This is a genomic window from Vibrio sp. YT-15, assembly GCF_033337445.1.
Lineage (GTDB): Bacteria > Pseudomonadota > Gammaproteobacteria > Enterobacterales > Vibrionaceae > Vibrio > Vibrio alginolyticus.
In genome coordinates this window covers 1-16,179 of record NZ_JAWOQR010000006.1, presented here as the reverse complement: position 1 = coordinate 16,179, position 16,179 = coordinate 1, and the positions used below count along the sequence as shown (strand labels likewise).

Annotated in this window: 13 protein-coding genes and 1 other annotated feature; of the genes, 5 read left to right on the top strand and 8 right to left on the bottom strand. The window is 44.1% G+C overall.

The genetic code is table 11. From position 1 onward, the window contains the following. Positions 1-20 precede the first annotated feature (20 nt). From R7D93_RS13035 to ettA, 3 genes are all read right to left on the bottom strand, one after another. Positions 21-1,022, bottom strand: a complete 1,002-nt coding sequence (locus R7D93_RS13035; RefSeq protein ID WP_005381900.1) for a M23 family metallopeptidase — start codon at positions 1,020-1,022, stop codon at positions 21-23. A 39-nt stretch (positions 1,023-1,061) separates the two neighbouring features. Continuing rightward, on the bottom strand, positions 1,062-1,421 hold the full coding sequence (locus R7D93_RS13030) for a PilZ domain-containing protein (protein WP_017636157.1): 360 nt from the start codon (positions 1,419-1,421) through the stop codon (positions 1,062-1,064). 230 nt (positions 1,422-1,651) lie between these two features. Next, positions 1,652-3,319, bottom strand: coding sequence for an energy-dependent translational throttle protein EttA (gene ettA, locus R7D93_RS13025; protein ID WP_005381894.1), 1,668 nt, complete (start codon positions 3,317-3,319; stop codon positions 1,652-1,654). Between the two features lie 364 nt (positions 3,320-3,683). Between ettA and sltY the strand changes: the two genes are divergently transcribed. Both sltY and trpR read left to right on the top strand, forming a co-directional pair. Beyond that, on the top strand, positions 3,684-5,630 hold the full coding sequence (gene sltY / locus R7D93_RS13020; RefSeq protein WP_373921413.1) for a murein transglycosylase: 1,947 nt from the start codon (positions 3,684-3,686) through the stop codon (positions 5,628-5,630). A 13-nt stretch (positions 5,631-5,643) separates the two neighbouring features. Next, positions 5,644-5,952: a trp operon repressor gene (gene trpR / locus R7D93_RS13015; RefSeq protein ID WP_005381892.1), complete on the top strand. Its 309-nt coding sequence runs from the start codon at positions 5,644-5,646 to the stop codon at positions 5,950-5,952. A gap of 110 nt (positions 5,953-6,062) precedes the next feature. On the opposite strand, the gene yjjX is transcribed toward trpR, so the two are convergent. The 5 genes from yjjX to bamD all read right to left on the bottom strand — a co-directional run bounded on the left by yjjX (position 6,063) and on the right by bamD (position 11,052). Continuing rightward, positions 6,063-6,596 carry an inosine/xanthosine triphosphatase gene (yjjX, locus tag R7D93_RS13010; RefSeq protein ID WP_025768441.1) on the bottom strand — a complete coding sequence of 178 codons (534 nt, stop codon included), beginning with the start codon at positions 6,594-6,596 and terminating at the stop codon, positions 6,063-6,065. A gap of 24 nt (positions 6,597-6,620) precedes the next feature. Next, positions 6,621-7,799 (bottom strand): prephenate dehydratase, encoded by a 1,179-nt coding sequence (gene pheA / locus R7D93_RS13005; RefSeq protein WP_017636154.1) that lies wholly within the window; start codon positions 7,797-7,799, stop codon positions 6,621-6,623. 12 nt (positions 7,800-7,811) lie between these two features. Next, positions 7,812-7,933, bottom strand: a sequence feature (Phe leader region). A 108-nt stretch (positions 7,934-8,041) separates the two neighbouring features. Further along, positions 8,042-8,368 (bottom strand): ribosome hibernation-promoting factor, HPF/YfiA family, encoded by a 327-nt coding sequence (gene hpf / locus R7D93_RS13000; RefSeq protein WP_005381889.1) that lies wholly within the window; start codon positions 8,366-8,368, stop codon positions 8,042-8,044. 325 nt (positions 8,369-8,693) lie between these two features. Further along, the gene (locus R7D93_RS12995; RefSeq protein WP_309473959.1) at positions 8,694-10,175 is read right to left on the bottom strand and encodes a lytic transglycosylase F; all 1,482 of its coding nucleotides are present in this window, start codon (positions 10,173-10,175) and stop codon (positions 8,694-8,696) included. Positions 10,176-10,323: 148 nt separating this feature from the next. Next, positions 10,324-11,052 (bottom strand): outer membrane protein assembly factor BamD, encoded by a 729-nt coding sequence (gene bamD / locus R7D93_RS12990; protein WP_005381876.1) that lies wholly within the window; start codon positions 11,050-11,052, stop codon positions 10,324-10,326. 136 nt (positions 11,053-11,188) lie between these two features. On the opposite strand from bamD, the gene rluD reads away from it, so the two are divergent. The 3 genes from rluD (at position 11,189) to clpB (ending at position 15,614) form a co-directional block, all read left to right on the top strand. Next, complete coding sequence (gene rluD, locus R7D93_RS12985) at positions 11,189-12,166, top strand: 23S rRNA pseudouridine(1911/1915/1917) synthase RluD (RefSeq protein WP_005381875.1); 978 nt, start codon at positions 11,189-11,191, stop codon at positions 12,164-12,166. A gap of 1 nt (position 12,167) precedes the next feature. Continuing rightward, the gene (gene pgeF / locus R7D93_RS12980; protein WP_213868493.1) at positions 12,168-12,896 is read left to right on the top strand and encodes a peptidoglycan editing factor PgeF; all 729 of its coding nucleotides are present in this window, start codon (positions 12,168-12,170) and stop codon (positions 12,894-12,896) included. A gap of 144 nt (positions 12,897-13,040) precedes the next feature. Next, positions 13,041-15,614, top strand: coding sequence for an ATP-dependent chaperone ClpB (gene clpB, locus R7D93_RS12975; RefSeq protein ID WP_005381873.1), 2,574 nt, complete (start codon positions 13,041-13,043; stop codon positions 15,612-15,614). Positions 15,615-16,179: the final 565 nt, after the last annotated feature.

Below are 16,179 nucleotides of genomic sequence, written 5' to 3'. Positions count from 1 at the left end.
TTTTCGTGTTGATGGACAAATCAGTTCGTCGCAGTATTACTCGTATCTTCACTTGATACTGTGTTGATACTGGTATCGCGATAGGGTGAATTGGTTAAATTGACTTGTAGGCGTACAACGTTATCAATCAATTGAACCAAAGGTCCCCATTTCACTTTTTTCTCTTTTTCAAAGACGTCATTGAAGTTTTCTGGTGTCCACTCCATTAAGTATTGAGGGTTGAGTGCTCGTCCGAGGAAGCGTACTTCATAGTGCAAGTGTGGCCCTGTGGAGTTGCCAGAGTTACCGCATTGAGCAATGATGTCGCCTTTACTAACAAACTGACCGCTTTTCACTTTGAAGCGTTGTAGATGAGCAAAGGAGCTCATAAAGCCAAATGAGTGACGAATGGTGACATAGTTACCATAACCACGATTGCTCGGGCGAACGGTTTCCACCACACCGTCAGCCGGTGCCAGGATCTCTTCTCCTCTTTTACAAGTCAGATCGATACCAGTATGAACATGCCTCTTACCTGAAATCGGATTAATACGACTGCCGTAAGAAGAAGAAATACGTTGGTATGTGACTGGACTGTCATTTGGTATCAAACGGAACATCGTCGCGCGAACAGCAGAATCGATAGCGGCTGCGTCAATTCGCTCCTCTAACCCCATGCTGTTCTCATCGATCATCAACTCTTCGTCTGCGAGACCTAAAACCGATTCAACGTCGAATACCCGTTTGCCCAATAGCTGAATTTGATTGTTTTTGTCCGTCAAAGATTGGGAAAGCGAATGATTGGTATCAAGCTGTTCTTCGTAAAGAGCCGTCACTTCGGCCTTTTCACTTTCCAGTTTGGCGATGATTTGTGTTAGTTCGTCTTTATTGTGCATCTGCTGCTGATTAAGGTACCACGCGCCACCAACGACGGCGGGTAATGCCAATACTGAAGCAAATACTGCTAGGACCGAACTGCGGCCCAAATAGAACTGCTGATCGCCGTCTTTCGTCGGGATCTGCATGATGATTTTTTTAGACATAGTTATTGTTACTTAAATAGGCGTTCATTTATTTTTCTCCTAAAAACCAGAGAGGTGCTCTAACTCTCGATTCAGAAGGTCGTTATTGCCTACATTCAATTCTATAAATCGTTTTAGTTGGCTAATGCTTTCGATGTCTATCTTAGCGATCTTCAACCTAACCTCACACTTAGAGACATTCACAATTTGCGCTTTTAACGTAATCACTTGTTCGGATTGATCAAATGAAAAAGTCACATGGACTGGAAGGGTTGGATCCAAAGCCTCAGTCTCTTCCACTTTCATGAGTAAACCATGCAAGGAAAGATCTTGAATCCTAGCTTCAATTACCAAGTCACGTTGTTCTATCTTAGCTGGAGCTTGATGGAGAATACGTGAAAAGCGTCGTCTCTCTGTCATATGAATATTCTCGTCAGGTCGTCAAACAGAATTGAATAGTATATCAATACGAACAAAAAATGTTCGATTGTTGTTTGAAAAGTGTCGAGGTCGCTACAGAGTGACGTAAGTGCTATGTCATGTTCTTAACGAACGAGACGGGCTAATGAGCTCTTTTTATAACAAAGAAAACAAAGGCCGCTATGATAGCGGCCTTTGTACAAATTACAATCAAACTTTGTGGGTTGCGATTACTTCGCAATACGCTTGTATTTGATACGGTGTGGTTCTGCGGCTTCAGGACCCAATGTTTTCTTCAACCAATCCATGTACTCTGTGTAGTTACCTTCGTAGAAGTTAACTTGGCCTTCGTCACGGTAGTCAATGATGTGGGTCGCGATACGGTCAAGGAACCAACGGTCGTGCGAGATAACCATTGCACAACCAGGGAACTCTAGTAATGCTTCTTCTAGAGCACGCAGTGTTTCAACGTCAAGGTCGTTGGTTGGTTCGTCGAGTAGCAACACGTTGCCGCCCGCTTTAAGCAGCTTCGCAAGGTGGACACGGTTACGCTCACCACCCGATAGTTCACCAATAATCTTTTGTTGGTCACTGCCTTTAAAGTTAAAGCGTGAACAGTATGCGCGAGCTGGGATTTCGAAGTTGTTGATCTTAATGATATCAGCACCTTCAGAGATCTCTTGGAATACGGTTTTAGAATCGTCCATGCTGTCACGGAACTGATCGACCGATGCCAGTTTTACTGTATCGCCCATCTCAATTGTGCCCGAGTCTGGTTGTTCAGTACCACTTAACATCTTGAATAGCGTCGATTTACCTGCGCCGTTAGCACCGATGATACCAACAATCGCACCTTTAGGGATGCTGAATGACAGGTCATCAATCAGAACACGACCGTCAAATGACTTGGTCAGGTTCTTCACTTCAATAACCTTATCACCTAGACGCTCACCTGGTGGGATAAACAGTTCATTGGTTTCATTACGTTTTTGGTGATCAGAGCTTTGCAGTTCTTCAAAGCGAGCCATACGTGCTTTTGACTTCGCTTGACGACCTTTAGGGTTTTTACGTACCCACTCAAGCTCTTTCTCGATAGTCTTTTGGCGAGCACTCTCTTGGGAGGCTTCTTGTTGTAGACGAGCGTCTTTTTGCTCCAGCCATGAGGTGTAGTTGCCTTCCCATGGGATACCTTCACCACGGTCCAGTTCTAAGATCCAGCCCGCAGCGTTATCTAGGAAGTAACGGTCGTGGGTGATGGCTACTACGGTACCTGTGTAATCCACTAAGAAGCGCTCTAGCCAAGCCACTGATTCTGCATCTAGGTGGTTGGTAGGTTCATCAAGCAATAGCATGTCTGGCTTAGAAAGTAGCAAGCGACAAATAGCCACACGGCGGCGTTCACCACCTGATAGGTGCGCAATTTTTTGGTCCCATTCAGGTAAACGAAGTGCGTTTGCCGCACGCTCAAGCGCATTTTCTAGGTTATGACCATCTTTCGCTTGGATAAGGGCTTCTAGCTCGCCTTGCTCTTTTGCAAGTGCGTCGAAGTCTGCATCTGGTTCAGCGTATGCTGCGTAGACTGCGTCCAAACGTTTCAGAGCGTCAGCAACGTCAGCAACCGCTTCTTCAACAACTTCACGAACGGTTTTTGATTCGTCTAATACTGGTTCCTGAGGTAGGTAACCTACGTTTAGACCAGGTTGTGGACGCGCTTCACCGTCGATATCCGTGTCGATACCTGCCATGATACGTAGCAGTGTGGATTTACCTGCACCGTTCAGACCTAAAACACCGATTTTCGCACCAGGGAAGAAGCTCAGAGAGATGTCTTTAAGAATTTGACGCTTAGGTGGCACAATTTTGCTCACCCGCGACATGGTATATACGTATTCAGCCATTGCCGATCGTTCCTAAATTAACTGTCATTCAAACCCATCATTTTATACCAAGTGCTTTGTTTTTGTTACCGCATTGCAAGAATTTCCCTAACGAATGGATTTCTTATTTTGAGCTGACCGGAAACTTACACGGTTAGGGTATACACTTTTGTTATTCGTTAAGAATGACGAAGTGTTTTCTATGCGAGTTAGAAACGCTTTGTCTCCATCGTCTTAAAAGTTTGACGAGTACAATTTTTAATACACTAAGTTGCTTTACATGGACATCTGCATTCTGTGTAAATAGATGCATGTGTGAAAATTGCCTTAACATCACATGAACTCTAACAAAACTAGGCTTTAGGGCAGTATATGTCTGGGGAAAATGACACAAATGAGATTCAACGTATCTGAATTGGCTAAAAACGTATGCTGCGCCGCCGCGTTGTGTGCTATGAGTTTGAGTGCTAATGCCGCGCTGAGTTTGGAAAAGCAGCGCGAAGTATATGAGCAAGCTCAAGATTTATTAGATAAAAATGACATCGACGGATACCTTTCGATTCGTCCTAAAATTTCTGACTATCCACTAACGCCTTATGTGGATTACCGCACTTTTATTAGACAGTTACCGGAAAAGTCACCACAACAGGTGAACGAGTTTATTTCTGAGCACGAGTCTTTTCCATTTTCTCGTCGAGTTCGCGCTCCATACCTCAATCATCTTTATAAGCAAAAAGATTGGAAAACCATTACTGAGTTTCAAAAAGTCATTCCTAGTGGTGAGCGTTACCAATGTATTTTCTACGTAGCTCAATTAAAGCAAGGCAAGAAAGTCGCGGCGTTTAAAGGGGCTGAACATATGTGGTTACGTGGCATCAGCATTGCTGATGAGTGTGACCCATTATTTGAAGCATGGGACAAGGCGGGTGAGCGTACCGATGAACTGATTCTACAGCGTATGTTACTGGCGTTTGATGCTCGTAATGGCGGTTTGATGAGTTACTTGCTCAAACTGCCTAAATCAGCGCAGGCAAAGCAACAAGCCAAAGAAATGAAAGCGTTGTTTGATAATCCTTCAAGTGTTGGGGAATTCGCGAAGAAAAAACCTGCGAATGATTTTAATCGAGCGCAAAGTGAATATGCGTTAGAAAAGTTGGCTCGCATGAACACTAGCCAAGCACAAGGTGCGTACGATGCCGTCATTAAAGGACAGAAGTTTTCTCCAGAAAAAGCGCAAGAACTTGCCGACTATATTGCATTTCGATTGACTCGTACGGAGTCTGAGTCATTAGCTAAATGGCGCGATGATAAAACGAAAACCAGTCAGTACTTACCGTTGATTGAAACGCGCATCCGCTTAGCGATTCAAAATGCAGATTGGAAAGGCGTACAAGAGTGGATTGCTGTTCTAAATAAAGAAGAACAAGCCACGCTACGCTGGCAATATTGGCTTGGAAGAAGTGAAATAGCGTTAGGTGATGACATCGCGGGGAAACAGCGTTTAGCAACTCTGCTTGGGCAACGAAACTTCTACAGTGTGGCTGCCGCCAATGCAATCGGGCAATCAATCAAATACCCAACGCATACGGTTAAGTTGGACAAGAAAGTTGTTCAACCCTATCAAGACTCGCTAGCTCGTATCGAAGAGTTGATCGCGACGGATAAAATCGCAGCAGCGAAGAGTGAATGGGCACACTTACTGCGCCGCGTAGGAAAAGATGAAAAGGCGATGTTGGCGGCTTATGCATCATTTAAACGTTGGCATAACCTAACGGTGACCGCGAGTATTCAAGCGCAGATGTGGGATAATATCGAACTTAGGTTCCCAATAGCACACCGCTGGTGGTTTAACTTTTATGCGAAAAAGCACAACATTGATCCCGTCACGATGATGTCTCTCGCTCGACAGGAAAGTGCGTTAGATGTTGAAGCCCGCTCTCCAGTTGGCGCTCGTGGTCTTATGCAGATCATGCCTGCGACGGCGAAGTACACGGCACGTAAATATAAGTTGAGTTATCAAGGTACGCAGGACCTCTACAATGTAGGAAAAAATATCGAAATTGGTAGCCATTATTTGCAAGGTTTATTAGAGGATTACGATAATAATCGTATTTTTGCTCTTGCTGCTTATAATGCAGGTCCTAACAGAGTAAAAACGTGGCGAGAGCGTACCCAAGGAAAAGTGGATGCTTATGCCTTTATTGAGGCAATTCCATTTAAAGAGACGCGCGGTTATGTACAAAACATCTTGATGTTTGAAACATACTATCGTGATCTTTTGGGTATCGATGGCGCGTTCTTGAATCAACATGAGATCAATACCAAGTATTGAGTGAGGTAACTTGATGTCGCACGAACCCGAGTACAAAGACTGGCAACAGATTATTGAGCTAATTCGAACAAGTATGGGCACCCAGCAAGATGACATGCTGTTAACTATGCTGATGTCACGTGATGAGAGAGAGTCATTAATATCACGCGTTAATATAATTAACGAACTTCTTAAAGGAGAATTATCTCAACGTCAGATCAGTCAGATGCTTGGTGTGGGCATTGCCACCATTACTCGTGGTTCTAACGAACTAAAGTCGAAATCTGATGAAGAAAAAGACAAGTTGAAAGTCTTGTTAGAACAAGTTGCGGTATCTAAGTAGACAGTATATCCAATTTGCTTTTAGGCCTTGGTGTTACAATTGACTAAGATAACGTATTACAAAGGGCGGAAATATCCGCCCTTTTGCGTATCTAGAGAATAGGCTGAGTGTTATAAATTTGAAGGAAAGTGCTCAGGGTTTGTGAATGGAATCAAAGCCAGAATCAAGGCTTGGTGATAGACCGAGCTTCGAGTTAGCTGGTTTTGGGTTAGTAGGCTAATAGCGCCACCTTTCTGTTTGATGTTATCAGTACCAAACACTTTGTCCATTACATCTCCCAACTCATTCGCATCCTTGAGTTTTTCCAAGACTTTTGGCGGCAACATTAAGCTTGCAGAACGAGATTCACCGCGGTGAGTCTCTGACTCAACCACCATCCAAGCAAACGTCACGTTTGCTTCAATTCCCGCTTCGAGACCGACATAGTAATCCGCGTTTGGCATCTCTACTTTTGCGTTTTTAACGCGGTTTAGCGCACCACGATGAGTTTCTTCATTCGTCATGGGCTGATCTGCGACCTCACTCGGTACACTGATGCCAACGAAGTTGAACTCTTGATGCGGAAATGCATTACGAAATGCACTTTGAACTGCATTAATTTTGGCTGGGTTTAGCGATGCGATTACGACTTTTTGGGTTGCCATGATCTTTTTACTCACTGGTGTCTATTAACTCAATTTTACTTGCGTAGGCTTTACGTTCTCACTCGGGTAACAGCCTAATACTTTCAAGTGCTTAGTGATTTTTGTTAGCTCTTCAAGTGCCTGTTGCATTTCTGTCGAAGCAAGATGTGATGTCAAGTCTACGTAGAACATCTCTTCCCACGGGTTCCCCATAATTGGGCGTGATTCTAGCTTGGTCATATTGATGCCGTAACGTTGCAGCACTAATAGTGTTTCAACCAATGAACCTGCCTCTTGGGAGGTCGACATGATCAATGTGGTTTTTGCTGGAATCTGAGTAGAAACTTCAACCGGTTTACGAGCAACCACGATAAAGCGAGTATGGTTTTCGGTTTGGTTTGCGATGTTGCCTTGAATTGCTTGCAAGCCATATAGCTTACCGCTTGATGCATTACCAATTGCAGCTACATCATCACGATCCATCTCTTGGACTTTCTGCATTGCATCTGCTGTGCTCGCGCAGGACTCCAGCTTTACTCCTTTCATACGGCTTAAAAACTCACTGCACTGTTGGTGTGGCTGAGGGTGAGAATACAGCGTTTTAATATCTTCCAGACGAATGTCTTTTTTCGCAACCAAGCAGTGTTCGATTGGTTGAGTTAGCTCTCCAACGATGTAAAGCGTCGTGTGTTGTAGTAAGTCATACACTTCATTAATAGAGCCTGAGCTGGTGTTTTCGATTGGCAGAACGCCATAATCAGCATGGCCAGATTCAACCGTTTGAGTCACTTCTTTAAAGTGCTCGCAGTTGAGCTCGATAAGCTCCGTATTTTTACGACTGAAGTATTCGCGACTTGCCAAGTGCGAATAAGAGCCTTTGGCTCCTAAAAATGCGACGCGAGCAAGTGGCTTACGGCTTTGCTGTGGGTTAACGAGATTTTGCAGATAACTTTGTTGAAGCAGAACTGAGTCTTCAATGATGGTATGGAAAAGTTTGGTGATGTACTGCGCGTCAAGTTCGTATTTATCTTGGCCATTAGAAATCAGCTTGACCAATAATTGCTGTTCACGGACGGCGTCGCGAACAGGCTTTGAGGTTTGTACTTTGCTTTTGGCTACTTCAATGCTGAGTTTACGGCGCTCAGACAATAAGCTGAGAAGTTGGTCATCCAACTCATTCAAGCGTAAACGAATTTCTTCGAGGGAAATAGGTTGGTCAGTCATCAATTCTTTCCTTATAAAAAAGCCTCCCGATTTGGGAGGCTTTCTGTTTGTTTTTGACTTTTCTTTCACAAACGAGTTTGCCCCTCCAACTATGGGAGGAAAAAGAAGTCAAAAATAAACAGTGAGGTTAAATGCATAAATAGTGCTTAATTTATGAGTGTTTAAACACAATAAGCAAGGCTGGGGAGAGCGTCAAGCAAAAAAATAGCGCCTTTCGGCGCTATTTCCTCAATCTGTTCAGTTTACTCTTCTTCTTCCACTAGCTCAGGCTTACTTGCACGTCGAGCTTCAGGTTTGTGGGTCAGCTTGTTCAATTGTCGTTCTAGTTTTTGCTCCACTTCGTTGATAGCTGCGTAAAGATCTTCGTGAGTTGCTGAGGCAATGAGCTGGCCTTTAGGAACTTTGATAACCGCTTCGAATTTCTTCTGTTTGTTTGGTTCCTCACTGAAAGTTGCTTGGCAACCAATTAGGTCTACTTGCCATTTCTCCAGTTTTTTAAATTTGCTCTCAATATGAGCTCGGATTGCAGAGGTGATTTCGATGTTTTTGCCAGTGATATTCATTGTCATAAGTGTTTTTCCTCTGTTGCATCCCTCATGGGTTGAGTTCAGATTACCGCTTTAAACATAAAAAAATGTGATTCAGATCATTATTTTGCTCGGGTTTTTTATGATGAAAAATGAATGTGATCTCACTCAAGAACTTCTGAGATTTATCGTGAAATTGCTTGTTATCGGTTAGTAAATCCGTAGATTGGATAGAGTACTCAGCTGAAAACGGCCTCGTTTTTAGGGAAGTTTTACGGCCTAATATTTGAGGTGGTTAAAATTTAACTACACGTAAGGTGTGATGACGATCACTGAGTCTCTCCAATGAATCCATTTAAAAAGCCGCTTACTGTACAAGCGGCTTTTTACTGTCTGGCATTTGGCTGACTTTTCGTAGCGGTATCATGAAAATGGGGTCTTTTGGGGCTAGTGAAACCCTTTCTAGACTTTTGACTTGGTCCAAACTTTCTAGTTGTTTGTATATTATGTAGTAGCGATTAATGCTTGTGACGTACCCAACCGTTGAGCTTAAACTTTTCCGCATAACGACTTCCACGTTATTAAACCAAACATTAGGATCGTAACCTTGTTGGGCTGCACGCTTACGAATACGCTCTACATTGCCGGGGCCCGCATTGTAAGCCGCCAATGTAAAGTAGAGTTTATTTTGTGCAGTAATATCAGGATCACTGAAGTACTGCTTACGCAAAAAAGCTAAGTATTTCACTCCAGCATGAATGTTGTTTTCTAATTGTCGAACATTTTTGATATTGATATTCGGATCTTGAGCGGTGCTGGGTAGGACTTGCATTATACCAACGGCACCTCGACTTCCAACTAGGTCGTTATTAAATCCTGATTCCTTGTAAGCGATTGCTGCGATCAGTAAATAGTCGATATCGTATTTCTCACCATAGCGTGAAAATAGCGCTGCGAGTTTTTCTAGTTGAGCAATTTTCTTAGGGTTAAGAGCTCTGTTCAACCATCCCGTGTTATCGATGTATTTACCGTAAATAACGTTACCGAGTAGTGTCCCAGAGCGAGACTTCTGGATGAACTTATTCACGACGGCTTTTAATTTGGGACTATTTTCTCGCATTGCCCAAGCAATTTTGCCATTTTTGCGGATAGGGATTTTTTTGTGCACCCGAATATCATCCATCACTTTCAGCCAAAGCTTGGCTTTATGGCTATCGAGAACAATGGCTTTGACGTAACCATTGTTGAGCATTCCGACCAGCTCATAATCTTGAAGTGTTTCTTCAATAAAGTGCACGATAACAGGCGGTAAGCCTTTTTTGTTTAGTTTCTTATTTAGTGTCTGAATGCTTTCAAAGTAGCTAGAACTGGCGCGCACCCAAATCTCTTTGCCGCTCAGTTGTTCGATTTTCGTCATCGTTGGTGTGCTTTTGTTTGTCACTACCCACTCTTGAATGTCAGTGAGAATGGGTGAACTGAACTCCACTTTCTGTTTGCGCGTGTCGGTAATAGTCAGGTTGGCGACAACTAAGTCACCTGAACCGTTTTCTAAGGCTGGCAGTAGCTGGTCGCGGGCAACAGGAATAATTTGTACGTTAAGCTTTGGTTTGAGTTTACGAAGGTCTTTTTCGAAATGCGCCAGCAATTCCGCGCCTATGCCTTTTGGTGTGCCGCCCTCAATGTAGTAAAAGCCTAAATCAGCAGAAACTAAGACGCGCAGTACATTCTTCTCCTTGATGACATCGAGGTCCCCAGTATAAGGAGGCTGTTTGAGCGGCGAGATTTGCAGTGCGCAAACGGAAGCAGACAATAGGAGCAGCATAACTGCGCAAAGCTTAGATATCGTCACGTTCACATCCTTTTTATAAAGGGGGGAGGAGAACTTTAAGCATATGTGGAGCTAGGAAGATCATCAAGAAAGGGCTGAATACACTATTGAGAGTAATAAAAAACCGCCACGGTAAAAACGGTGGCGGTTCAGTTTAAAGCAAGTTCAATTACTTCACAGGGTTGAGCTCTATAAGCTTTTCAGTTCTTGCTACGGCGTCTTCCAAACCAAGTTGCTTGTAGGCCTCTAGCTGGATAGTCAGTGACTTACGTGCAGCTTCTGTGTCTGGATACGCTTTTTGTAGCTCTTGGCTGCGATTAATAGCAGCGACCCAAGCTTCACGGCGAAGGTAGAAGTCAGCAGTCGCTAAATCATAGTTCGCTAGACGGTTTTTCAGCGCGACCATACGTTTTTGTGAATCTTCTGCATATGGGCTATTCGGGTAACGTTGAAGTAGTTTTTTGAAGTCATCAAACGCTTTTTTTACCGGTTCAGGATCGCGATCGCTTCGATCTACGCTGAATAAATCATGCATAAAGTTACGATCTTGCGCCATGTGGCTTAGACCTCGCATGTACAGCACCCAATCCATCTTTTCATGGGTTGGGTTTAAACGCATAAAGCGAGAAATGGTTGCTAAGCCCAAAGCAAGGTCGTCGTTTTTGTAGTACGCGTAGATTAGGTCAAGCTGCACCTGTTCTGAGTAGGCACCGAATGGGTAACGTGAGTCTAATGCTTCCAGTTTCTCAATTGCAGAAAGCCAATTACCACTTTGAAGAGAAATCTGTGCGTCTGCATACAGTTCCGAAGGCGGCACATCAGGAACGATTTCTTCTTTGCTTGCACATCCAAACAGAAGGGATACCGCTAAAAGGCCTGTTAAAGTCTGACGTTTCATATCAGGAGTCTGTTCCTTGAATCTAAATATTTCTTAAGCTGCCGTTACTTTCTTTCCAGTAACAGATACAATGACGTAATAGTCTATTTTTTCACAGTCGTGAGCATTAGTCTCACAGTTTTTAAAAAAGTTCGATATGGCTCAGCAGATTGTATTAACAAATACCGTAAAAGATAGCCAGTTAGGTCAACGTTTAGACCAAGCTATCGCCGAATTATTCGCGGACTTCTCTCGCTCGCGCCTAAAAGAGTGGCTGCTTGATGGGAAAGTTCAAGTTGATGGTGAAGTTGTCACTAAACCTCGTACCAAAGTAATGGGTGGCGAGGAAATTACATTGCAAGCCGAGTTAGAAGATGAAGAACGCTGGGAAGCGCAAGATATCCCGCTAGATATCGTCTATGAAGATGAAGATATTATCGTTATCAACAAACCTCGTGACTTTGTGGTTCATCCGGGCGCTGGTACGCCTGATGGCACTGTGCTTAATGCGTTGTTGCATCATTACCCTGATATTGCAGAAGTACCTCGTGCAGGTATCGTGCACCGTTTGGATAAAGACACAACGGGTTTGATGGTGGTGGCGAAAACCGTTCCTGCACAAACTCGTCTGGTTCGCGCACTGCAAAAACGTAATATTACTCGTGAGTACGAAGCGATCGCTATTGGTCGTATGACTGCGGGCGGTAAAGTGGATCAACCTATTGGTCGTCACTCTACTAAGCGCACGCTTATGGCGGTGGCACCAATGGGCAAACCAGCAGTAACGCACTACCGTGTTGCTGAACGCTTCCGCGAACACACGCGTATTCGTTTGCGTCTAGAAACGGGTCGTACGCACCAGATTCGTGTGCACATGTCTTATCTTCAGCATCCGCTGCTCGGTGATATTGCATATGGTGGACGTGCTCGCATCCCGACAGGTGCGTCTGAAGAGCTAACGGCAATGATCCGGGGCTTCGATCGCCAAGCATTGCACGCAGTAATGCTGCGCTTTGAGCACCCAATTACGGGCGAAGTTCTTGAGTTTCATGCTCCAGTGCCTGATGACATGGTTGTGATGACTGAAGCGCTTCGTCAAGATACAGAAGAGCACGGCTTACCGGAAGAATTCTAATATGAAGACGATCATTCCGAACTGGCCAGCGCCTAAAAATGTCAAAGCTTTCGCCTCAACACGCATAGGTGGATTTTCGACAGGCCCTTACCAAGGGCTAAATTTAGGTACTCACGTTGGGGATGATTTGTCTTTAGTAGAGAAGAACCGAGCTTGGTTGGCGCAACAGGCAAGCATGCCAAATGCGCCAATCTGGTTAAACCAAACGCATTCAACCGTTGTGGCTCAAGCAAATGAACCAACAACACAGGTGCTTGATGCGGATGGTGTATTTACTTCTTCAAGCCATGTTGTTTGTTCAGCGATGACCGCCGATTGTTTACCTGTATTATTGACTAATACACAAGGTACGCAAGTAGCCGCTGTTCACGCAGGTTGGCGCGGCTTAGCAAATGGCATTGTCGAAAATGCGTTAGCGTTGTTTTCTGGTGAAGTGATAGCGTGGCTTGGCCCCGCCATTGGCCCTCAAGCCTTCGAAGTGGGTGAAGATGTTCTGCAAGCTTTTGTTGATTTTGATTCACAGGCGAATCAAGCATTTGCTCCACGCGATATCGACGGTAAATGGTTTGCTGACATATCGGTGCTGGCAACGCAACGTCTAAACCGGGCTGGTGTGACACAAGTGTTTGATTCTGGACTTTGTACTTACCAAGATAAAGCCTCTTTTTACTCTTATCGCCGTGATGGTAAGACTGGTCGACAAGCAACCTTTATTTGGATCGAAGACTAGCTATAAGCACCAAAGTGCTAAGATGCATACTACTATTTTTGCAAAGCTATCTTTATTCATTCACTCCCTTGAAATTCCCCACCCGAGTATCCATCTTTCTAACTGTCAAAAGAATTTCCTTTAGTTGAGGTTAGGAAGGTAGATATGCGTCTTGATCGATTCACAAGTAAGTTTCAAATCGCTATCTCTGATGCTCAATCACTAGCGTTGGGGCGCGATCATCAATATATCGAGCCAGTTCACCTCATGGTGGCTTTGCTTGATCAAAATGGCAGTCCAATTCGTCCATTGCTTACTATGCTGGATGTGGACGTAACGCATTTACGCTCTAAATTGAGTGAAATGTTAGATCGATTACCAAAAGTCAGTGGCATCGGTGGGGATGTTCAGCTCTCTAGCTCGATGGGCACATTGTTTAACCTGTGTGACAAAGTGGCGCAAAAGCGTCAAGACTCCTATATCTCGTCTGAAGTCTTCCTGCTTGCCGCTTTAGAAGATCGCGGACCATTGGGGCAATTGCTCAAAGAGATCGGCTTAACAGAGCAAAAAGTCAGCCAGGCAATCGAAAAGATCAGAGGTGGTCAAAAGGTCAATGATCCGAATGCAGAAGAGCTTCGTCAAGCATTGGAAAAGTTCACCATAGACCTTACCGAACGTGCAGAGCAAGGTAAATTGGATCCGGTTATCGGCCGTGATGATGAAATCCGTCGTACTATCCAGGTATTGCAGCGTCGTACTAAAAACAACCCTGTGATTATCGGTGAACCAGGCGTAGGTAAGACAGCAATTGTTGAAGGCTTAGCGCAGCGCATAGTTAACAATGAAGTACCTGAAGGTCTGCGTGGTCGTCGTGTGCTATCACTGGATATGGGCGCACTGGTTGCTGGCGCGAAATACCGTGGGGAATTTGAAGAGCGTTTAAAATCAGTATTGAATGAACTTGCTAAAGAAGAAGGCAACGTCATCCTCTTCATTGATGAACTACACACTATGGTCGGTGCTGGTAAAGGTGAAGGCTCAATGGATGCGGGCAACATGCTAAAACCGGCATTAGCTCGTGGTGAGCTGCACTGTGTTGGCGCAACAACATTGGATGAATATCGTCAGTACATCGAAAAAGATGCAGCATTAGAACGTCGTTTCCAAAAAGTGCTGGTGGATGAGCCGACCGTTGAGGATACCGTGGCGATTTTACGTGGCTTGAAGGAGCGTTATGAGCTTCATCATCACGTCGAAATTACCGACCCAGCGATTGTTGCTGCGGCGAGTTTGTCACATCGCTATGTCTCCGACCGTCAGTTGCCGGATAAAGCGATCGACTTAATCGACGAAGCGGCTTCAAGCATTCGTTTACAAATTGACTCTAAGCCGGAGTCCTTGGATAAGCTTGAGCGTAAAATCATCCAACTCAAAATTGAGCAGCAAGCACTAAGTAACGAGCACGATGAAGCGAGTGAAAAGCGTTTGAAAGCGCTTAATGAAGAACTCAATGAAAAAGAACGTGAGTACGCTGAACTAGAAGAGGTTTGGAATACAGAAAAAGCAGCTCTTTCTGGTACTCAACATATTAAGTCTGAGCTTGAACAAGCTCGTATGGACATGGAGTTTGCTCGCCGAGCTGGTGATCTAAACCGCATGTCGGAGCTTCAATATGGTCGTATTCCTGAACTTGAGAAGCAGTTAGATCTTGCAACCCAAGCTGAAATGCAGGAAATGACGCTATTGCGTAATAAAGTAACCGACAACGAGATTGCAGAAGTACTTTCTAAGCAAACCGGTATTCCGGTATCCAAGATGCTAGAAGCGGAAAAAGAGAAACTACTTCGCATGGAAGACGTGCTGCATAATCGTGTGGTAGGTCAAAGCGAAGCGGTCTCTGTTGTATCGAATGCCATTCGTCGTAGTCGAGCTGGGCTTTCTGATCCAAACCGACCAATTGGCTCCTTCTTATTCTTAGGTCCAACTGGTGTGGGTAAAACAGAGCTTTGTAAGACACTTGCGAGCTTTATGTTCGACAGTGAAGATGCGATGGTCCGTATCGATATGTCTGAGTTCATGGAGAAACACTCAGTGGCAAGGTTGGTTGGTGCACCTCCAGGCTATGTCGGGTATGAAGAGGGTGGTTACTTAACTGAAGCGGTTCGTCGCAAGCCGTATTCGGTAATTTTGTTAGACGAAGTAGAGAAAGCGCATCCGGATGTATTTAACATTCTGCTGCAAGTTCTCGATGATGGGCGTTTAACGGATGGTCAAGGTCGTACTGTTGACTTCCGTAATACGGTTGTGATCATGACATCTAACTTGGGTTCATCTCGTATCCAAGAGAATTTCGCAACATTAGACTATCAAGGTATCAAGAGTGAAGTGATGGATGTGGTTAGCAAACACTTCCGCCCAGAGTTCTTGAACCGTGTTGACGAAATCGTGGTGTTCCATCCACTTGGTCAAGAACACATTAAGTCCATTGCTTCTATTCAATTGGAACGTTTGGCGAAACGACTAGAGGAGAAAGGCTATCAACTAGAAGTTTCCGACAAAGCGCTCGATTTGATCGCTCAAGTTGGTTTCGATCCTGTGTATGGTGCGCGTCCTTTAAAACGTGCAATTCAGCAGAATGTCGAGAACCCGTTAGCCAAATCAATTCTTTCTGGTGAAATCGTTCCAGACAAGACAGTGCAGCTAATTGTTACTAATGACCAAATTTGTGCTCATCAATAATTGTATGGATACAGTAAAATTGAGATAAAAATCACACTAAAGGGGCCGTTTGGCCCCTTTTCTATAGTTTTTTAGAGTCTTTTGTCTGTTTTCTATACGAATAAACTAAAAAGGTGAGTTTTTTTAAAAAATGCACTTGTGTTCTTTGATGAACTCCCTATAATGCGCCTCCGTTGTCACGGGAAAGCAAGTGAAGCGGAACCTAAACAACTACGGTTAGTGAGTTAAAATTAACTCGCAGATAAATAACTTAAAAAAGTGTTTGACACGATAAGTTATCTAGCTAAAATGGCCGTCCACTTTGAAGAGAACTTCGAAGTGTGCTCTTTAAAAATATAGACCTATCAATCTGTGTGGGCACTCGTTGATGATAATCCAATTAGAAGCTTAGGCTTCAAATTAGGTTTCAATGATACGAAGTGACCATTGAATCGAAAGATTCAGCACAGTCAATTCAAACATTACTTCTGCTATTTATTAGCGAAAGGAATGTTCAGTATTCATTGAGCCGAACAAAATCTTAAATTGAAGAGTTTGATCATGGCTCAGATTGAACGCTGGCGGC

Bases quoted from the DNA above. Each gene is read 5' to 3' on its own strand.
- R7D93_RS13035 (WP_005381900.1), bottom strand. From the start codon at position 1,022: ATGTCTAAAAAAATCATCATGCAGATCCCGACGAAAGACGGCGATCAG.
- trpR (WP_005381892.1), top strand. From the start codon at position 5,644: ATGTCGCACGAACCCGAGTACAAAGACTGGCAACAGATTATTGAGCTA.
- pgeF (WP_213868493.1), top strand. From the start codon at position 12,168: ATGAAGACGATCATTCCGAACTGGCCAGCGCCTAAAAATGTCAAAGCT.
- hpf (WP_005381889.1), bottom strand. From the start codon at position 8,368: ATGACAATGAATATCACTGGCAAAAACATCGAAATCACCTCTGCAATC.
- yjjX (WP_025768441.1), bottom strand. From the start codon at position 6,596: ATGGCAACCCAAAAAGTCGTAATCGCATCGCTAAACCCAGCCAAAATT.
- clpB (WP_005381873.1), top strand. From the start codon at position 13,041: ATGCGTCTTGATCGATTCACAAGTAAGTTTCAAATCGCTATCTCTGAT.
- rluD (WP_005381875.1), top strand. From the start codon at position 11,189: ATGGCTCAGCAGATTGTATTAACAAATACCGTAAAAGATAGCCAGTTA.
- bamD (WP_005381876.1), bottom strand. From the start codon at position 11,052: ATGAAACGTCAGACTTTAACAGGCCTTTTAGCGGTATCCCTTCTGTTT.
- R7D93_RS13030 (WP_017636157.1), bottom strand. From the start codon at position 1,421: ATGACAGAGAGACGACGCTTTTCACGTATTCTCCATCAAGCTCCAGCT.
- sltY (WP_373921413.1), top strand. From the start codon at position 3,684: ATGACACAAATGAGATTCAACGTATCTGAATTGGCTAAAAACGTATGC.
- ettA (WP_005381894.1), bottom strand. From the start codon at position 3,319: ATGGCTGAATACGTATATACCATGTCGCGGGTGAGCAAAATTGTGCCA.
- pheA (WP_017636154.1), bottom strand. From the start codon at position 7,799: ATGACTGACCAACCTATTTCCCTCGAAGAAATTCGTTTACGCTTGAAT.